Consider the following 16,948-nt stretch of genomic DNA (forward strand, 5'->3'; position numbering starts at 1 on the left):
ACGTGACTTCGACTGCTTCTAATAAGGAATCCACTCAGCTGACCGCCGAAACCGATGTTGACATGCTGACTATTCAGCGCGTGCTGTTTGCTCCGCCCGCAGACTGGGTGGAGCCGGATTTGTACTACCGAGTCGAAGGCGTTGGCGCCTACGACAGCTCGGTGCAGGCCACCCGTAACTCGATCACGCTCGGTCGCCACACCGTGGTGCGCACTGACACCTACTTCGGTCGCTTCCGAGCTTCTTACTGGCAGCGCTGGACCTCAATTAAGCAGGTCGAAATCCGTGCGCGCGTGGTCGGTTCCGCGCGTGTGCTGGCCTACACCGAAGATATTGGGGGCCACCTCCGCTTGGAGGACTCCTGGGCAGCGGGCGGCTCGGATGCCGACGGCAACTGGACCGGTGAGCACTCGCCAATGTCGGGCTCTGCCAATGAAGAGGTGCGTCTGACCGTCCCGCTGGACCGCTTCGCCGATGGCGGTGCCATTCACCTGCGCTTCGACACCGAGGACGCAGGCGCAAAGATTTCCGATGTCCGCTATGTTGTGCCCAAGTCGGCTATCAAGCGCGATATTCCGACTGACCTGGTCATTTGTTCCTACAACCGACCGGTTGACTGTGCTCGAACCGTCGCCACGCTGGCTGAGGACCTGCCAGCCCTTGAGCGCGTTCGCACCATCCGCGTCGTTGACCAGGGCGAACAGCACCCGGCCGACGAAGCCGACTTCATCCAGGCCAAGGAGATCCTCGGCGAGCGCCTGAACGTTGTCCACCAGCCGAACCTCGGCGGCGCCGGCGGTTTCTCCCGCGGCATGCGCGACGCCACCGCTGCGGGCGACTGCATGGTTCTGCTTACCGACGACGACATCCGCCCCGAGCCCGAAACCACCCTGCGCCTATCCGCCCTGGCCGTATGCGCGGAAAAGCCGATGCTGCTCGGTGCGCAGATGCTCTTCCTGTTCAACCCGACCAGCCTCTTCCGCACCGGCGAGACGTACAACTGGAAGGCGCTGACGGTCGAGGAGAACGACCCCAAGTTCGGTTATGCCGACGTGGACGTGCGCAAGTACCACCAGCTGCGTCGCCTGGGCGTTGACTACAACGCCTGGTGGACCTGCCTGGTGCCGTCCGAGGTCATTAAGAAGATTGGTCTGGCGCTGCCGCTGTTCTTCCAGTACGACGACATCGACTACGGTTTCCGCGCCGCCAAGGCCGGCTACCCGACTGACACCATTCCGGGCGCAGCCGTTTGGCACGCCGATTTCTACTGGAAGGACATCGAAAACGCCGCCCAGTACTTCGGCCTGCGCAACTCCCTCATCGCCGCCACAATGCACGGCGATGTCACCGCAAAGGACATGGTCAACGTCGCTTCACGACGAATCCTCTCGAACCTGGTCTCCATGCGCTACGGCCTGGCCTGGACGCAGATGGAAGCTGTTCGTGACCTGCTGCGTGGACCGGAGGTGCTGAAGAACGCATCGCAGGGCGACTTCGCTCGCATTTCTGCTGGTCGAAAGAACTTCCCGGAGACTGAGCTGCTGCCGATGCACGAGATGCCGGGTGGTCTGACCCCAGTTCGTCCGCCGTCACACGAGATTTCCAGCGAAAACAAGACGATGGCCAAGCGTTTGGCTTATACGCAGATGGGTAAGAAGCGCCCGGGGCCGGTGGCTGTGGCCTTCGAGGACTCCTTCTGGTGGCACATTTCGACCTTCGACGACGTGTGGGTTACCGATGCCTCCCAGAACGGTGTGCGTCACCTGGTCCGCGACCTGGATAAGGAAAAGTCCATGCGCGCCGAGACCATCAGCCTCATGCGCGAACTGTCCTCCAAGTGGGACGACCTTGCGAAGCAGTGGCGTGCCGCCGTGCCATCTTTGACCAGCGAAGACAACTGGGAAAAGTTCTTCCAAGGCGAGTAGTTCTTCAATCATGACCACGCACACACCCACGCCTTCGACTAGCTCAGGCGACAAAACACGCAAACAGCTCATCACGATCCTGGTGCTGCTGGTGTTGATTATCCTTGCGATGGCCGTGTTCCTAATTGCCAAGATTTCCGGGGACCGAAGTGGCGGTTCGGCGGTTACTGAGAGCAGTGTGTCGTCGTCAAGCGAAAATGGCGATGCGCAGGGACAGGAGAAGTCCCCGGCTCAGGTGCAGGCGGAGAAGGCCGTCGTTGTGTACAAGCAGGTGCTGGCGAATCCAGCGCCACTGCAGACTTTTGTCGGGGAAGTTAGCCCTGGTGGGGCGATGTCGTATGCGCTCGTGCATCTTGATGATGGGTGCGTGCCCGAGCTGGTGCTGAACTATGGCACAAGTGCGATGAGCGCCGAAATTGATGCGATTGGTGTCTACGGCGTTGACGAAAATGGTCAGGAAATTCAGTTTCAGAATTCCTACCATGACGGCGTGACTTCTGTGGGCGGTGTACGTCGCGCTCTTCAGCGAGCTACTGGTCAGCCGGGTATGTTCTCGTTTTCTGCAGAGAGGATGGGGCGCGATCAGGAAGATTTGCTGGTGACGCGCCAGGGCAATGAGCTGGTGGAAACGCCTGCGAATCCGGGTGCTGGGGAGTTCGAACAGTTTAACTGGATTCCGGCTGACAACCTGGATGTCATCGAGGCCATTGCTGCTGGTAATGACTGCGCGCCGAGCTCGGGCTCGGGCTCGAATGGCGCTGGCGCTGATGGTGGTAACCGTGGCAACGGTGGCAACGGTGGTCCGAATCCGACGGCGGGGCAGCAGGCTTCGGGGTCTGGGGCTGGTTCGGGTTCGCAGTCTGGGGCTTCGGACTCGGATTCTTCGGCGACAACGTCTGGAGCCAATTCGATTACGGGAACCGTGAAGGTTTTCCAGACCAAGGCAGATGTTCTAGCCTATGAGCAGCGCCAGGATCCTAACCCCGGTTCACCGGACAGGGGACCTTACGCAATCTTGATTCTGGACCAGCCGACCGAAGTTACTGCACAGCTGTCCGGGCAAAACGGACCGGAGACGCGCACGATTGAACAGGCGATCGTCAATCCGGCACTGCACAGCGATGGCGAGCGCGCCACTATTACCTTTTCGGATGATGAATACTATTGGCCCTCTGATCCCGGAGTTCCTTTTGGTATCCGTCTCGAGGATGCACCAAGAGGTTAACGTTTGACAGTTATCCACAGCCGCCAAATTGTCCACAGAAACGGGCAATTCGGCGGCTTTTCTTCTGCCAATATTCACGGAGTCAGCCATAAATGAAGGCACTAATTCCACGCGTGAATTCCTGTAGCCGACCTCGGGGAGCGTGCCTAAACCAATGCCTAACTGGACTTACGATTCCGATGGCCTCATCCACGCGGCTTCGCAGAAACAAATCAAGCATCCTTGTGAATATGTCAGTGCCAAGTCAGAGCTGGATAATCTGCACGGCCACGTCGAAAGCACAAATATTCGAGATGGATCCCTGCTCAGACTGGCGTACGGCACCTACATCGAGTGCTCTCGCTGGAATGCGCTGTCAGCATTCGAACGTTTTCAACTACAGATAAAGGCACTGGTCAAGCCAGGTTCCGGGACAATCATTACGGGCGAAGCAGCCGCTGCGTTGCATGGCATCCCGTTGCTTGTTCGAAATGCCACAATCGCGCTTGCCAATTCCGGCCTGCGCCGACCTGGCGGCGGATTGCGCCATGTCGGTGGCAAAATCCTCGAACAAGACATCGTTCGCATTGGTGGGCGCTGCGTTACCGATGTGCCGAAAACCGTCATCGATATTTGCCGCACCAGCGAGTCCGAAAACGGGCCAATCATCGTTGACACCGCTCTACGACAGTGGTGTGACCTCGAAGAATTGCGTACAGTCCTCACAAATTACCCACGTTCGCCGGGGACCCGTCGCGCCCGCGAGCTACTTCGAACTGCCAGCGAACACAGCGAAACTATCGGTGAGTCAATCACAAAGAAATGCATAATCGACTCAGGAATTGCCACGCTTTACGACGAAAAATGCGTGCTCATGCAGCAAGTCGAGTTCTATGACAGTGAAGGATTCATTGGGCGCGTCGATTTTTATGTGCCTCATCTGAATTTGATCATTGAGTTCGATGGGCTGACTAAGTATTCCGGTGGCGGGGTAGCAGCTACGGAGACTGTGCTTCTGAAAGAGCAAGCTCGTGAGAAGCGTCTGCGAAACCTCCACTTAGATGTACTCCGCTTCCAATGGTCACAGGTCATTAATGGGGACTGCGTGGAGGTCTTGCGACAGTTCGCTATTCGGCAGAGGCAGCGCATTCAGGCAGGTGGGTTGGTATTTTCGTCCGAAGTTGGGCGTTTTCGTCAAGCCACTGTCCCGTATAAAGATCGGCAGCTCCGTGAGTCCAGAATCCAGGAGCGTAAGCAGCGTTTGCAGCTTCTGGAAAATGAACCGACCTCGCGCGACTCAGGCTAAGTTCAGCTGCTGACCTATTGCAATTGTGCTGACTTATGGCCAACTTTCCGCCACTTGTCGATGAGTTTTCAGGACTTATGGCCACGCTGTTGGCCTGGCCCGCGCACTTATCGTAGGACTATTCACTTATGCGCAGGCTGTAGCGCATCGATGAGTGAATACCTCATCGATATGTCAGTGGAGGAGAAGGGAACCAGGGGTTAGGTAACACTTTTGCGCACTGAGCACTCGAAATGCGGACTACACGACCCGGGAGAGGTCAAATATGCAGGCCAGTGCCACAGCCTCAGCCCCACCAACCCCAGCGCCCCCAGCCCGAACTACTTCGACTTCGGGTCGAAGCGCTCGAAGTTCTCCGCGCGGCCCTGTTTCAGTAGCTTGAACCAGCGGTAGAAGCCGCGGACATCGCGACGCTGGACCAGGAAGAACCAGCCGAAGCGCAGGAACTCCTGTGGCATGAGCTTGCGCATGCCGGGCTGGCTCATCAGGTAGCCGCGGTTGCGGTAGGTGAAGTAGCGCTTGAAGTCATTGGTCGGGTACTGCGTGTGCATCTTGCCGCCGAGAATGGGCACAAATTCACCCGAGCCGGAGGGGTGCAGGTAGGCCGTCGTCAAGCATGTGCCGAACCGGAGGCCGGAGCGGACCAGGCGGCGGTGGAATTCGACCTCGTCGCCGCGGATGAATAGGCGGTAGTCGGGAACGCCGAGCTGTTCCAGCGAGCGGGCGCTAAACAGCGCGCCGTTGAACAGGGATGCGATGCCGGGCAGGAGGTCGTGGTTGCCGTCGATGGTCTCGAGGTCGCTAGGCAGTTCGAGCCCGGTCGCAGCCTTCTGATCTGCGAAATTGGTGAACCACTTCGTGCCCTCGGAGTCGCGTACTTCCGGGAGTTTGGGGTTGATGCCGCTTTCGAAAAGCTCCTCGCGATGACGACGCCACACCAGCCCGCGGCGCAGGGGAAATGCCAGCTTGTTCGGGGCCTTAATATCGCAGACCACCGGCGAGACAGCGTCGAGCTGGTGGCGTCGCGCGCAGCTGTGCAGCGCCTTCAGCACGTAGGAGTCCTCCGGGCGCCCGTCGTCATCGGCGCACCAAATCCACTCCGCGCCCAGCGACAGCGCAGTCAGCATGCCCAGTGCGAAACCACCAGCGCCGCCCAGGTTCGTCTTAGAACCGACGTAGTGAATCTCCGGCGCCGATCCGCTTTCCGACGACTGCTGCGCCGCCACCTGCTCAGCGAGCTCCTTGACCTTCGGGTCGTTGCCGTTGTCGACGATGATGAGCCACTTCGGCATGTGGGTCTGGCTGGCAACGATGGGAAGCGATTGACGCAGGTCCTCGATGCGGTTGTGAGTCACCACGATTGCGGCCGTTGCTGCTTCATCGTGCTTTGGGTGGTCAGCCGAGTTTTCGCTCACTTCGTTCTCCATCGGGGACGTACCGTTTATTACTGTTTTTATTGCTGTCTATCTTGCCATGTTGCTCCGGGTGAGCAATTCGCCAACCACCCGCGCCGCCCGCAATCTGCCCGCGAGCCGCCCGCTTGGCCACTATGGACCCGCGCCCGGACTCCCGGCGAAGCTACTACCGTCGCTGCGCGAGCACGCGGCGCACCTGGTCGGCGGCCTCTTTACCTTCGTAGGCTTCGACCACTTCGTCGACAAGCCCTGCCTGTCGAACCGTACCGTGATCAATCCACAGCGCCGTGTTGCACAGCTGCGCCAGGAACTCATTTGAGTGCGACGCAAACACCAGCAGACCGGAGCGGTCGACCAATTCGGTCAACTTCGTCCGGGCCTTCGCCATGAATGCGGCGTCGACGGCTCCGATGCCTTCGTCGAGAAGCAAAATCTCCGGCTCAATGGACGTGACCACGCCGAGCGCCAGTCGCACGCGCATACCGGTGGAGTAGGTGCGCAGTGGCATGTGCAGGTAGTCGCCGAGTTCGGTGAATTCTGCGATTTCGTCGAGCTTGGATTTCATCTGCTTGCGCGTCTGCCCCAGGAACAGACCGCGGATGATGATGTTTTCCAGACCTGAGATCTCCGGGTCCATGCCGACACCGAGGTCGAACACCGGAGCCACACGGCCGCGCACATCGGCGGCACCGCGCGTGGGCTCATAGATGCCCGACAGCAGTCGCAGCAGCGTGGACTTACCCGCGCCGTTGTGACCTACCAGGCCGACGCGGTCGCCCTCACGCAGGTGGATGTTGATGTCCTTCAGCGCCTCAATAACCACGACGTTGGAGTCATTGCGGCCAATCGCACCACCCGCGGCGCCGAGGAACGCCTTCTTCATCGACCGCGATTTGGCGTCGAAAATGGGGAAGTCAACGCACGCGTTGTAAGTATCAATGCTGACCATGCTTATCCCTTGCTAGTTCTATTCGCTTTACGACGGTCCTTGCGGCCTAAACCCAGTAGCTCACGCGGGAGCGCCACAGGCGCATAGCCCCGAGTGCCAGCAGCAGGCCGACTGCGGTGCAGGCGAGGACAATCCACCAGTGGTAGGTATCCACCGGCTGGCCGGTCAATGGGGCGCGGATGATTTCCAGGTAGTGGAACAGCGGGTTGATCTCTGCGATGCGTGCGCGTTCGGCGACGGCACCGCCCTGTTCCTCCAGCGTCTTGGTGGTCCACACAATCGGAGTCATGTAAAACACCAGCTGAATTAGGGAATCCAGCAGTGGTGCCACGTCGCGGTAGCGCGTAGCGATGATGCCGAAGAACATCGTCACCCACACACCGTTGACCACCAGCAGCGCCATCGCGGGGATGACCAGGAAGAAGTTCCAGCCCAAATCCGGCCGGAAGACCAGCACGAGGATCAGCCAGATCACCATGTTGTGGGCCAGGAAGAGCAGCTGCCGCCATACCAGCCTGTAGACGTGAACGCTCAGCGCGCTGGGCAACTGTTTGATCAGGCCTTCGTTTTCAATGAAGACGGTTGCGCCCTCGCGCACGCAGCCGGAGATGAATCCCCAGATGATCAGGCCAACGGTCACGTGTGGCAGGAAGAACGCCAGCTCCTGCTGGAACAGCAGCGAGTACAGCAGGCCGAGAGCGAGGGCCATGGCGCCGGTGGCAATGGTGATCCACAGTGGACCAAGCGTGGAGCGGCGGTACCGCTGTTTGATGTCCTGCCAGCCCAGTTGCAGCCACAGCTCGCGCTGGCCGAAGCCGATAGCTAGATCCCGCCAGGCAGCGCCCATGGTGCGGGAACGCGACTTGAAAGCCGGTGCCTCGCCTGTTGCGTCAGTTATGCGCGCAATGTCGCGACGGAGAGTTTCCTCCGTGCGGATAGCGGAGCCATTGCGCACAGTATTGGCCGGCTGGTCGGCTGCAGCTGCGGATTGGCGATCATTTTCTGCGTTAGTCACGTCTCCAAACTACTAGCTAGGGCGGTTTAGATTGAATACCGACGGCACCGGGCGAGCCATTATTCCACGTCGTGACGGCGAACAACCGTCGCGTGGGGTGGTCGTCATTGGTGGTGACGTGGTGCTTCTGAGGCTGTTTCCACGGTTGGTTATGCGACTGGTTATGTGACCCTGGAAAACTTACATACAATCGCCGCTGTAACTGCTTTATGGCATGCAGCTGGTGCATATGGTTCACGCATCGGGAGTGCTTGCGCATGGATACAGGCAGGAAAAGTTCGGCCAATTTTAAGCAACTGCTAAAAAGGGATAAAGATTATCCTATATGGGGTTGCTTCGATAGAATTGGCTCCAACTAAGATGTGCAAGCGATACACGGTTCGGGGCATGAACGCTCGATTCGTGGGTGATTGCACAGTTAACTCTGAAATAGATATCGCAGCTTGAATTCGAAACCGGGAAAGGGTTTTCATGGCCTTCGATGTGCCGACAACCAGGGGTGCTTACTCGTCGCTTTCCGACGGGTGGACATACCTCAATGCGGGTCAACGCACCCAGGTACCCGAGCGTGTCCAGGCTGCGATGATTTCTGCATTTCGCAATGCGCAGAAGTCCCTTCCTGGTGAGACTGGGGCGGGAGCTCATGGCCAGTCGCGCAGCTCGGGCGTTCCCGCTGCAGCGGAACTAACCGCCAGTGCGCGCCGGGCTTTTGCCGATCTCACTGGTGGCCCGGTCGCCGGCGTGGTGTTGGGATCTTCGCGTGAGGTGCTCATGGAGCAGTTCACGTCCGCAATGAGTCGACGCTTGACGCTCGGCTCTAACCTGGTGATTTCTCGCATTGGTTCGCAGGTCGTACACGCACCACTACGCCGAGCAGCCAATCTCTACGGAGCTCAAGTCCGCATTGCTGAGGCTGACTTGTCCTCGGGTACGTTGCCGTCCTGGCAGTTCGACGAGCTCGTAGACGAGCACACTCGCCTCGTTGTCGTCCCGGCCGCGGATCCGTTCGTTGGCACCATTGCCCCGGTAGCTGACATTTCTCGGCGGGTGCATGAGCACTCCAACGCCTGGGTGTTGGTTGATGCCTCGGATATTGTCGCCTATCGCGATGTGTCGATGAGCAAGCTGGGCGCCGACATTATGCTGGTTGACGCCTCCGTGCTGGGCGGGCCTGAGGTCGCAGCTTTGGTGTTCAAGGATCCCGAGATGTTCGAGCGCATGACGTCGTTAAGCTATGTGCCGAATGTGCGAGGCGTCGAGCGGATTGAGGTTTCCCCGGTGTCGCCGGCATTGCTGGGCGGGGTGTCGGAATCGGTGCTGCACCTGGCATCGCTGGATAGCACGGCGAGGGGGTCGCGTAGGCATCGCATTGAAACGGCGATGCCGCAGGTTTCTCGCTACTTGACGACGTTGTCGGAACGCCTAATTGCGGCGTTGATGACCCTGCCGCGGGTGTACATCATCGGCATGGATACCGAAGATGATTCTTTCGCGAGTGTGTCGCGGGCACAGCACATTCCGCGCGTTAGCTTCCTCGTCGATGGGGTGTCGGCGAAGGTGGTCGTGGACAGGCTGCTGGATAATGGCCTGGTGACCAGCATTGTTGATGCATACGAATCGCCACTGCTGGAGGCCATGGGCATCGATGAGGCTGGAGGTGCCGTGGGAGTTGGCCTCCAGCCGTTCAATACGCCGCACGACATTGACCAGCTCGTGCGCGCAGTTGCCTCGCTCGGTTAACTAGGTAGTCAGCTAACTAGACGGTCAGCACAATCTTGCCGCTGACCGCGCCGCTGTCGAGCAGCTCGTGGGCCTTGGCTGCGTCACGCATATCCATGACCTCATGAATTTGAGGGGTGACGGTGCCGTCGGCAAGCATTGGCCAGATGGTGTCCTCTGTGGCGTTGACGATGCGAGCCTTGTCAGCGAGATCGCGGTAGCGCAGGCCGGTGGCGGTGATGGAGCCGCGCTTGCTCAGCAGGCGGCCGATGTTGAGCTCTCCCTTAACGCCGCCCTGCATGCCGATGATGACCAGGTGGCCGTCCTTCGCCAGGGCCTTGACGTTTCGGTCGAGGTATTTTGCGCCCATGATGTCCAGAATGACGTTGGCGCCACCCTCAGCTGCAACGATTTCCTCGAAGTCCTCTTCCTTGTAATTGATGAGGATGTCGGCGCCGAGCTCCTTGCACTTAGCCAGCTTCTCCGCCGAACCGGCGGTGACTGCGACGCGAGCGCCGAGCCGCTTGGCCATCTGAATAGCGAAAGTGCCGATGCCGCCCGCGCCACCGTGGACCAGCAGCAGGTCACCTTCCTTGAGGCCGGCAATCATCACGACATTCGAGAACACCGTGCAGGCAACCTCGACGATGGATGCGGCCTCGGTGAAGGAGTAGCCATGTGGCAGGGGGAGAATCTGGCCGGCCGGGACTGCGACCTTTTCGGCGTAAGCGCCACCGGAGAGAAGGCAGCAGACCTCGTCGCCGACTTTCCAGCCCTGGGAGTCCCCCTTGACCTCTTCAATGACACCCGCGCACTCCAGGCCGAGGGTGTCGGTCACGCCTTTCGGTGGCGGGTAGTGGCCAGCGGCCTGCAGTAGGTCAGCGCGGTTTACGCCAGCGGCTTTGACCTTGACCAGCACCTGCCCATCCTCGAGAGTCGGTTCCGGAGCATCGGCCCATTCCAGGGCGCGGGGGTTGGAAAGATCAGTCTGAATGATTGCCTTCATAGTCTTCAAAGGTAATGCAAAAACTGGTTATGCACGCGGTATTTCAAGCTCTTTTGCAGTTAGCAAAAATAGTTATGTCTGTAGAGGTGGATGCTTGGGGTGCGGTTTCCGATGAAGGGCTTGCGAAAGGTGCTGGCAAGGGGTGTTATGAGGGCGTTTGCTGCCTTACGGCGGTATGCGGTTATGATGTTGGCGTTGGAAGTATGGCAGAGCGGCCGAATGCACTGGTCTTGAAAACCAGCGAGGGTCACACCTCCGGGGGTTCAAATCCCTCTACTTCCGCAGCTGGGAGCCCTCGGTAGATCTTCTACCGGGGGTTTCTCCATTTCTCCTAAAAGTTGGCGTATGTACTGAGGTCGGCGACGGATAGTTGGACCTTTGGGCGGTTTTCGTGGTTAACCCCGTTATGGGGTGGTCGGACGGGCATGTAATTGGGCTCTTTGGATACCCCTGAACAGCGTTACAGGGGGCAAGCTGGGGTGTTTTGTCGCGGGATGGAAAATGGGGTCAATTTCGGCAGCGGTGGGAAACGGCCATTTCAGGGCAGTGCGTATTTCTATAGTTAAAAGTATTCCAGCCGGCCCAAACCTGTAACGCATGTGCGGACATGTGACTGGCGTGACTGATGTGGCGACATGGTTTTCGATTTTTAGGTTGATGTTCGAAAAATGGCTACTTGTTGCCGCCGTCGATAGGTGTCGTATTAACTATCGCCAAGTGAATCGCACGCCGATGCATCACGCGTGCATTCCTGCTGGAGAACCGCCATGTTGGCCTACTCCGACCACAAGTCTTCGCATCGTTAAAAGGAGCCCGTGACAGATGGCAACTCGCACCGTACGTAACCTCAGCATTGCTCGCATTGCTGCACTCTCTCTAGCCGCAGGTATGACCTTTGCGGGATTCGGTAATACCGCACATGCTCAGGAACTGCCGAGCATTGATTCCATCACTCAGACCGTCACCGACGCCATTGGCGAAGTCACCGGTACTGGTTCCTCCAGCGCGACGCATAGCTGGAAGAACTCCAATGTCATGCGATCTGTTGAGGTTAATGGTGTCGCTGGTGCCGTCGTAAAGCCCGGTGATGTCGTGACCTTTACTCTGACCTACACGGACAACAACATCTGGGGTGCGAAGTCCTACATTCAGCGCATGACCGATGTCATTCCGAATGGTCTGCAGTACGTGGCCAACTCGGCGACGTACAAGGTCGGCGACGATGAGTGGGCGAATCCGAACGAGTCAGACAAGTGGCTGGAAATCGTTAACAACGGTGCGGTGGAGTTTGCAGCCGACAGAATCACACAGGCATGGGGTTCCCCGACCACGTCGACTGTGAATTTCAAGTGGAAGTACCGCGTCACGGACGCAATTGCCGACGGTGCGTTGAATACCGGAACCGAAATCCACTTCAACCCGAGCAATTCGGTGGAGAAGCTGCATGACATGGGACCGAAGCTCACTGTGAAGCGGGAGGCGCCGGCTCCGGGTGTTCCGGGTGGCTCGCTGGGCTCCCCGAGCCTGCAGTCGCCGAGCCTGCCGTCACCGGGCTTCCAGTCCCCGGGGCTGCCGTCGCCGGGCATTAACCGCTAAGTAGTTTCCATCTGCGCACTTTCATCTCGATAGTTCTCAGGTCTCACAGAAAGCTTCTCAACATGTACAACGCACACGCCCAGACCACTAAGGCCTCTCGTCCGCGACGTCGCTCCCGTACCGCCATTGCCGCAGTTACCATCGCAGCTGGCTTGACCTTCGGTTTCGGCGCTCCGGCCATGGCGCAGTCCCCGGGTCTGCCCTCGCCGAGTCTGAACTCGCCAGGACTTAATTCGCCTGGTCTGACCCTGCCGGGCTCGAGCGCCCCGAAGAAGAAGCTCGGCACCATCGGTGGCCCGGCATGGTCTGCTGATGTTTACTCGCAGATTATCCGCGGTAAGGAGGTCCGACCGGGTGACGAGGTCACGATCCGTATTGAGGTCGTCGGTGTCAACGGCAACGCCAAGCTGCGGGGAATCGGCCACAACATCCCGGCTGACTTTGAGCTCGTTCGTGTGACTCGCCAGTCGCAGGACAATATCCTCGGCGGCGGTATTTACACGCTGAAGGAGGGGGAGTACGTCAACACCGAGCGCAACGGTAATCGTCAGGTGCGCCTGTCCTGGACGGAGGGCGGCTTCCTCGGTGCCTTCAAGGACAACCCGACTGTCAGCAGTTCGAAGTCTGTCTCCGTTGACTTCACGTACCGGGCTCCGGACTACGAAGGTGAATTCGACAACGGCGGCTACGCCCACGTGGGCGCGCTTTTGAGCCCCAACGAGAACTGGGTCGTCGGCGGCGAAAAGGTAGTCGTGAACAAGAATGCGAAGCCGTCGTGGTGGCCGTTCTAACGACTGTTCTAGGTCGCGATTAGCGGCAGTTCTCCAGGGATGAGTAAAAACTTCCCCAGATAGAGAGCGAATTACAGAACGTAAACCCCCGAGCGCATGCGGTCGGGGGTTTCGTGTGTCCGAAATCTGCCACAGGTAATTTTGCGGAGGTAATTTAATTGCTCCGACCAACGTGTACTGTGGCCTGAAACAATACGGGCAAATTGCTAAAACCGGTAAGCTCGGTCTTGCTGTAATACAAACCCAGCGTCATGCTGGCGGACGGTATTGAGGAAAAGGTCGAACAATGGCAACGAATCGGAGCAACCACTCGGACGACTCGTTCGGTGAGTGGAGCATAAATCCGGGCACGTCAGATGATCAACCGTCCGCTGATACGCCGGCAAATGCGTGGAGCGCTGTGGACGGGGCACAGTGGGAGCAGCCTGAGGGGCAGACTCAGTATCTGCAGCAGCAGTATTCACAGTCCCAGCAGCCTGAACCATACCGCCCCGCCCCCTATGTTCCAGGTCCGCAAGCTGGTCCGGCTGCTGCGCCGAGCAATGACAACAAGGGGCTGACCATCGCGGTTATTGTCCTGGCGCTCGTTGCGGTCGCTCTCTTCGTCGGCGCAATGGCATACTTCTACTTCTCCGACTCGAAGGGAGTGAATTCGGCTGGCAGCAACTCGCCCCAGTCGGTTCAGTCCGCTAGTGCTGAGGGTTCCTCCACCTCGTCGACCGCTGAGCAGAAGCGTCGCGCTGAAGGGTTCCAGCCGCCATCGAACTGGCGTCACTGCTCCGGCTCGGGCGATCCGGGTGATTTGAACTTGGTATATGCAGAAGATGTCGGCGGTAACACTACGACCTGCCAGTTTGCCACCAACGTGCGCAATTCCTTCGTTGAGCAGTATCAACTTACGAAGAAGCTTAACGGTACTGTCACCGCTAGCAGCCCAACAACTGGCAAGACATACAGCATGACCTGCCGCGATAACGGTGAGGTTGTCACTTGCACCGGCGGTACGAATGCGACGGTGCACATTGTCTAAACGTCTCCGAGTAGCTCTCGCCGCAACCGCCGTCGTCACGCTCGGCCTTAGCGCCTGCACCATCGGCACCGATTCGGCGGACATGCCGTCGCCGACGCTGTCCAATCCGCTTGACGACGGCCCCGGCGGAGCATCCTCCGACGGGAAAGTTGTGCCCGGTGAGATGCCTCGCGAAGTTGTCGAGGCAGTGAAGTCCGCGCAAAAGGAACTCGGTGGTCTGGCCGGCGCCGCTCTGGCAACGCCGGATAAGGATTCCGAAGTGGTTTCCACGGGCGACTTCAAAACGGGTCCGGCCTGGTCTACCTCCAAGGTGCCCATCGCGGTGGCTTATGTGCGCCAATCGGGCGTGGATTCCCTGGTCGAAGCCGCAATCACGGTTTCCGATAATGATGCGGCTGAGTCCATGTGGTACTCCCTGGGTGATGATGCGACCGCAGGCGCGACCACCGACGAGATTCTCCGAGAGGGCCACGACACCCGCACCGTCATGGGCACTGACCGCATCCGTGCGGAATACACCGTCTTCGGGCAGACACAGTGGGATTTGCGCGACCAGGCTATTTTCGGCGCCAATTTGCAGTGTATCGAGGCGGGCCCAAAGGTCGCTGACCTCATGGGGCAGATTGCCGACGAGCAGTCCTACGGCCTCGGACGCATCCGCGGTGCCCACTTCAAGGGTGGGTGGGGCCCAGATGATGAAGGTGTCTACCTTGTGCGACAGTTCGGCTATCTGCCGGGCAAGAAGCCGGGCACCTTCGTTGGTGTCGCTATCGCAGCCCAGCCTGACGACGGCACCTATGAGACCGGCCAGCAAATGCTTGACCGCATCGCAAAGGCGATTGAGCGCAGCGGTGGCGCGACCACCGGCCGCGCCGGTAGCTGCTAGCTGAGCGATAGCTGCTAGTGCTCAATTCCTAGCGCAGCCAGCAGCTGCGAGGTCTCTTCCTCAGTAGTGATGGTGATACGAGCGCCTTCGCCGGCAAAGCAGCGGATGAGAATGTTGCGCTGCGCCAGGAAGTCACCGAGATCCGTGGTGGTGGCCACCGAGACGTCGTCAAGCAAAGAGAGATCCGCAATCCGACCCTCGTCAATCCAAATGAAGTTGGCCTGCGAATTCGGCAGCACCGTCTCGCGGCCGGTGGCGGCATTGATGGCCTCGGTGACCGCGACGCGCTGCGCACGGACCTCAGCAATGCGGGCGGTGAGCTCTTCCTGTGCGTCGAGCGAGGTGAGCGCGGCAATCTGCGCGAGAGTGTTTACGGAGAAGGGGATAGCGACCTTATTCACGGCCTCCACAAGCTTCTCCGGGCCGAACATGTAGCCCACACGAAGCCCGGCCAAACCGTAGACCTTGGAGAATGTGCGCAGGCCAACCAGGTTGGGGTAGGTATCCAGCAGCTCATGCGCCAACGGGGTAGCAGCATGAGTGGCCTCGTCCACCAGCTCGATGTACGCCTCGTCGAGAGCGACCACAACATCGCCCGGAACCTGCGCCATAAACTCCGCGAATGCCTCGCGAGTGATGGTCGTGCCCGTCGGGTTATTGGGATTACAGACGAAAACCAGGCGTGTGCGGCCGGTGATAGCGGCAGCCATTGCCGAAAGATCATTGCGACCCTGCGCATCCAGCGGCACCGGCACCGGAGTAGCCCCAGCGACGCGAGCGAGAATGGGGTAGGCCTCGAAGCTGCGCCACGGGAACACGACCTCATCCCCATCCGCACAGGTGGCCTGCACGAGCTGCAGGCACAGAGCGGAGGAACCGCAGCCGACCGCGACCTGCTCCATGGGCAGACCCAGATGCTCGCCGAGCTTAATGCGCAGGTCAACCGCGCCCATGTCCGGGTAGCGGTTCGGGCTGGTGGTTGGGTCAGCGATGGTCTGCGAGATGGCCTCCACCACCGAGGGCAGTGGCGGTTGGGTCATTTCATTGGACGCGATCTTCAGCGCGCCGGGCACAGCCTTGCCCGGGACATAGGCCGGAACCTGCTCGAGGTCGGCACGGGTTTTGGGCTGAACTGAAGATGCATCGTTGGTCATAGGCCTAACTGTAGAACATGGCCCGGATTGGGCAGTACAGAATCCCCGCAAAATCCCAAGGTGTGGTCGCTATTTGTGGCGCCGTATTTGGTGGCTCCGCGGGTGTTTTGCTTTTCAATTCTTGTGTTCTGTAGGATTGGCTGCGGTTATTTGGTCTCGTCCACGCAATGGCGAACAGCTTTGCTGAAGCGGGATCGATGCCAGTGGTTTTGGAGGCGTGCCAGAGCGGCCGAATGGGGCTCCCTGCTAAGGAGTTGCCTGTCTTGCGACGGGCCGGAGGTTCGAATCCTCTCGCCTCCGCCACACGCGCCCGTAGCTCAACGGATAGAGCATCTGACTACGGATCAGAAGGTTAGGGGTTCGAATCCCTTCGGGCGCACCATGTAGACCCGCACCTTGTAGGTGCGGGGCTTTTTGTTTTTATTACCTGGCAGTGCAGCGCGAGCCGGGGCATTGCGGGGCGGGGCAGCGCGGTCCTTCACTTGTGGCCAGGGTTCGGTCACTTATCGATGGTTTCTCGTGGCCTGTCGATGGTTTTGCGCCACTTATGCGCGCGCTGTGGGTGCTACGTGTGCACTTGTCGATGCGCTGTTCACTTGTGGCCAGGCTATAGCGAATCGATAGGTGAACTATGCATCGATAAGACAACGAACCAGCTCCCTTGCTTCAGCAACGCGCAGCAACAGGTAGCAAAGCGCAGCAACAGGTAGCAAAGCGCAGCAACAGGCACCAACCCGGACCTGCCGACCGACTCGCCACCTCCCTGAGCCGCCACGGCCGTACCTCCAACACCCCCGCGCAGCCTTTGCCCGACCGAATCCGATTAGCCTGACCTTGTACTTGGTCAATCGGGGCTTCCGCCCTGCGCCGCCTCCGCCCCGCGCCGCCCCGCGCCGCCTCGCACACCGGGGGACATTTTCCTATCCTGAACAGTTGCAATAGACTTAGACCC

The 16,948-nt window shown here is 59.4% G+C and carries 13 protein-coding genes and 3 tRNA genes; 11 read left to right on the plus strand and 5 right to left on the minus strand.

Going from position 1 to position 16,948, the window contains the following annotated elements; translation table 11 throughout:
- Positions 1-2 precede the first annotated feature (2 nt).
- From CRD20_RS05695 to CRD20_RS05705, 3 genes are all read left to right on the plus strand, one after another.
- The gene (locus tag CRD20_RS05695) at positions 3-1,925 is read left to right on the plus strand and encodes a glycosyltransferase (RefSeq protein WP_016421829.1); all 1,923 of its coding nucleotides are present in this window, start codon (positions 3-5) and stop codon (positions 1,923-1,925) included.
- A 10-nt stretch (positions 1,926-1,935) separates the two neighbouring features.
- Complete coding sequence (locus CRD20_RS05700) at positions 1,936-3,150, plus strand: hypothetical protein (RefSeq protein WP_187405030.1); 1,215 nt, start codon at positions 1,936-1,938, stop codon at positions 3,148-3,150.
- 154 nt (positions 3,151-3,304) lie between these two features.
- The gene (locus CRD20_RS05705; protein ID WP_187405031.1) at positions 3,305-4,435 is read left to right on the plus strand and encodes a hypothetical protein; all 1,131 of its coding nucleotides are present in this window, start codon (positions 3,305-3,307) and stop codon (positions 4,433-4,435) included.
- Between the two features lie 320 nt (positions 4,436-4,755).
- Here the strand turns inward: CRD20_RS05705 and CRD20_RS05710 are convergent, their stop codons facing one another.
- The 3 genes from CRD20_RS05710 to CRD20_RS05720 all read right to left on the minus strand — a co-directional run bounded on the left by CRD20_RS05710 (position 4,756) and on the right by CRD20_RS05720 (position 7,814).
- A complete protein-coding gene (locus tag CRD20_RS05710; RefSeq protein ID WP_070429125.1) occupies positions 4,756-5,862 on the minus strand; it encodes a glycosyltransferase in 1,107 nt (368 codons plus the stop codon).
- Positions 5,863-6,016: 154 nt separating this feature from the next.
- Positions 6,017-6,799 (minus strand): ABC transporter ATP-binding protein, encoded by a 783-nt coding sequence (locus CRD20_RS05715; protein WP_187405032.1) that lies wholly within the window; start codon positions 6,797-6,799, stop codon positions 6,017-6,019.
- 46 nt (positions 6,800-6,845) lie between these two features.
- Positions 6,846-7,814: an ABC transporter permease gene (locus tag CRD20_RS05720; RefSeq protein ID WP_224433580.1), complete on the minus strand. Its 969-nt coding sequence runs from the start codon at positions 7,812-7,814 to the stop codon at positions 6,846-6,848.
- A gap of 471 nt (positions 7,815-8,285) precedes the next feature.
- On the opposite strand from CRD20_RS05720, the gene CRD20_RS05725 reads away from it, so the two are divergent.
- The gene (locus tag CRD20_RS05725; protein WP_187405033.1) at positions 8,286-9,554 is read left to right on the plus strand and encodes an aminotransferase class V-fold PLP-dependent enzyme; all 1,269 of its coding nucleotides are present in this window, start codon (positions 8,286-8,288) and stop codon (positions 9,552-9,554) included.
- A 16-nt stretch (positions 9,555-9,570) separates the two neighbouring features.
- Here the strand turns inward: CRD20_RS05725 and CRD20_RS05730 are convergent, their stop codons facing one another.
- On the minus strand, positions 9,571-10,539 hold the full coding sequence (locus tag CRD20_RS05730; protein ID WP_048732059.1) for an NAD(P)H-quinone oxidoreductase: 969 nt from the start codon (positions 10,537-10,539) through the stop codon (positions 9,571-9,573).
- Between the two features lie 197 nt (positions 10,540-10,736).
- Here CRD20_RS05730 and CRD20_RS05735 point away from each other — a divergent pair.
- The 5 genes from CRD20_RS05735 to CRD20_RS05755 all read left to right on the plus strand — a co-directional run bounded on the left by CRD20_RS05735 (position 10,737) and on the right by CRD20_RS05755 (position 14,842).
- A tRNA-Ser gene (locus tag CRD20_RS05735) sits at positions 10,737-10,821 on the plus strand.
- 540 nt (positions 10,822-11,361) lie between these two features.
- Positions 11,362-12,135 carry a hypothetical protein gene (locus CRD20_RS05740; protein WP_187405034.1) on the plus strand — a complete coding sequence of 258 codons (774 nt, stop codon included), beginning with the start codon at positions 11,362-11,364 and terminating at the stop codon, positions 12,133-12,135.
- Between the two features lie 62 nt (positions 12,136-12,197).
- Positions 12,198-12,926, plus strand: coding sequence for a hypothetical protein (locus tag CRD20_RS05745; protein WP_187405035.1), 729 nt, complete (start codon positions 12,198-12,200; stop codon positions 12,924-12,926).
- Positions 12,927-13,212: 286 nt separating this feature from the next.
- Entirely contained in the window at positions 13,213-13,956 is a 744-nt protein-coding gene (locus tag CRD20_RS05750) for a hypothetical protein (protein ID WP_187405036.1), read from the plus strand.
- Entirely contained in the window at positions 13,949-14,842 is an 894-nt protein-coding gene (locus CRD20_RS05755; RefSeq protein WP_224433578.1) for a hypothetical protein, read from the plus strand. The genes CRD20_RS05750 and CRD20_RS05755 overlap by 8 nt, the downstream gene beginning before the upstream one ends.
- Positions 14,843-14,856: 14 nt before the next feature.
- On the opposite strand, the gene CRD20_RS05760 is transcribed toward CRD20_RS05755, so the two are convergent.
- Positions 14,857-15,996, minus strand: coding sequence for a histidinol-phosphate transaminase (locus CRD20_RS05760; RefSeq protein WP_187405037.1), 1,140 nt, complete (start codon positions 15,994-15,996; stop codon positions 14,857-14,859).
- 211 nt (positions 15,997-16,207) lie between these two features.
- On the opposite strand from CRD20_RS05760, the gene CRD20_RS05765 reads away from it, so the two are divergent.
- Together CRD20_RS05765 and CRD20_RS05770 are read left to right on the plus strand one after the other, a co-directional pair.
- Positions 16,208-16,299 (plus strand) — tRNA-Ser (locus tag CRD20_RS05765).
- A gap of 3 nt (positions 16,300-16,302) precedes the next feature.
- A tRNA-Arg gene (locus CRD20_RS05770) sits at positions 16,303-16,378 on the plus strand.
- Positions 16,379-16,948: the final 570 nt, after the last annotated feature.

This window comes from Corynebacterium sp. LK33 (genome assembly GCF_014334955.1).
Taxonomy (GTDB): Bacteria; Actinomycetota; Actinomycetes; order Mycobacteriales; family Mycobacteriaceae; genus Corynebacterium; species Corynebacterium jeikeium_D.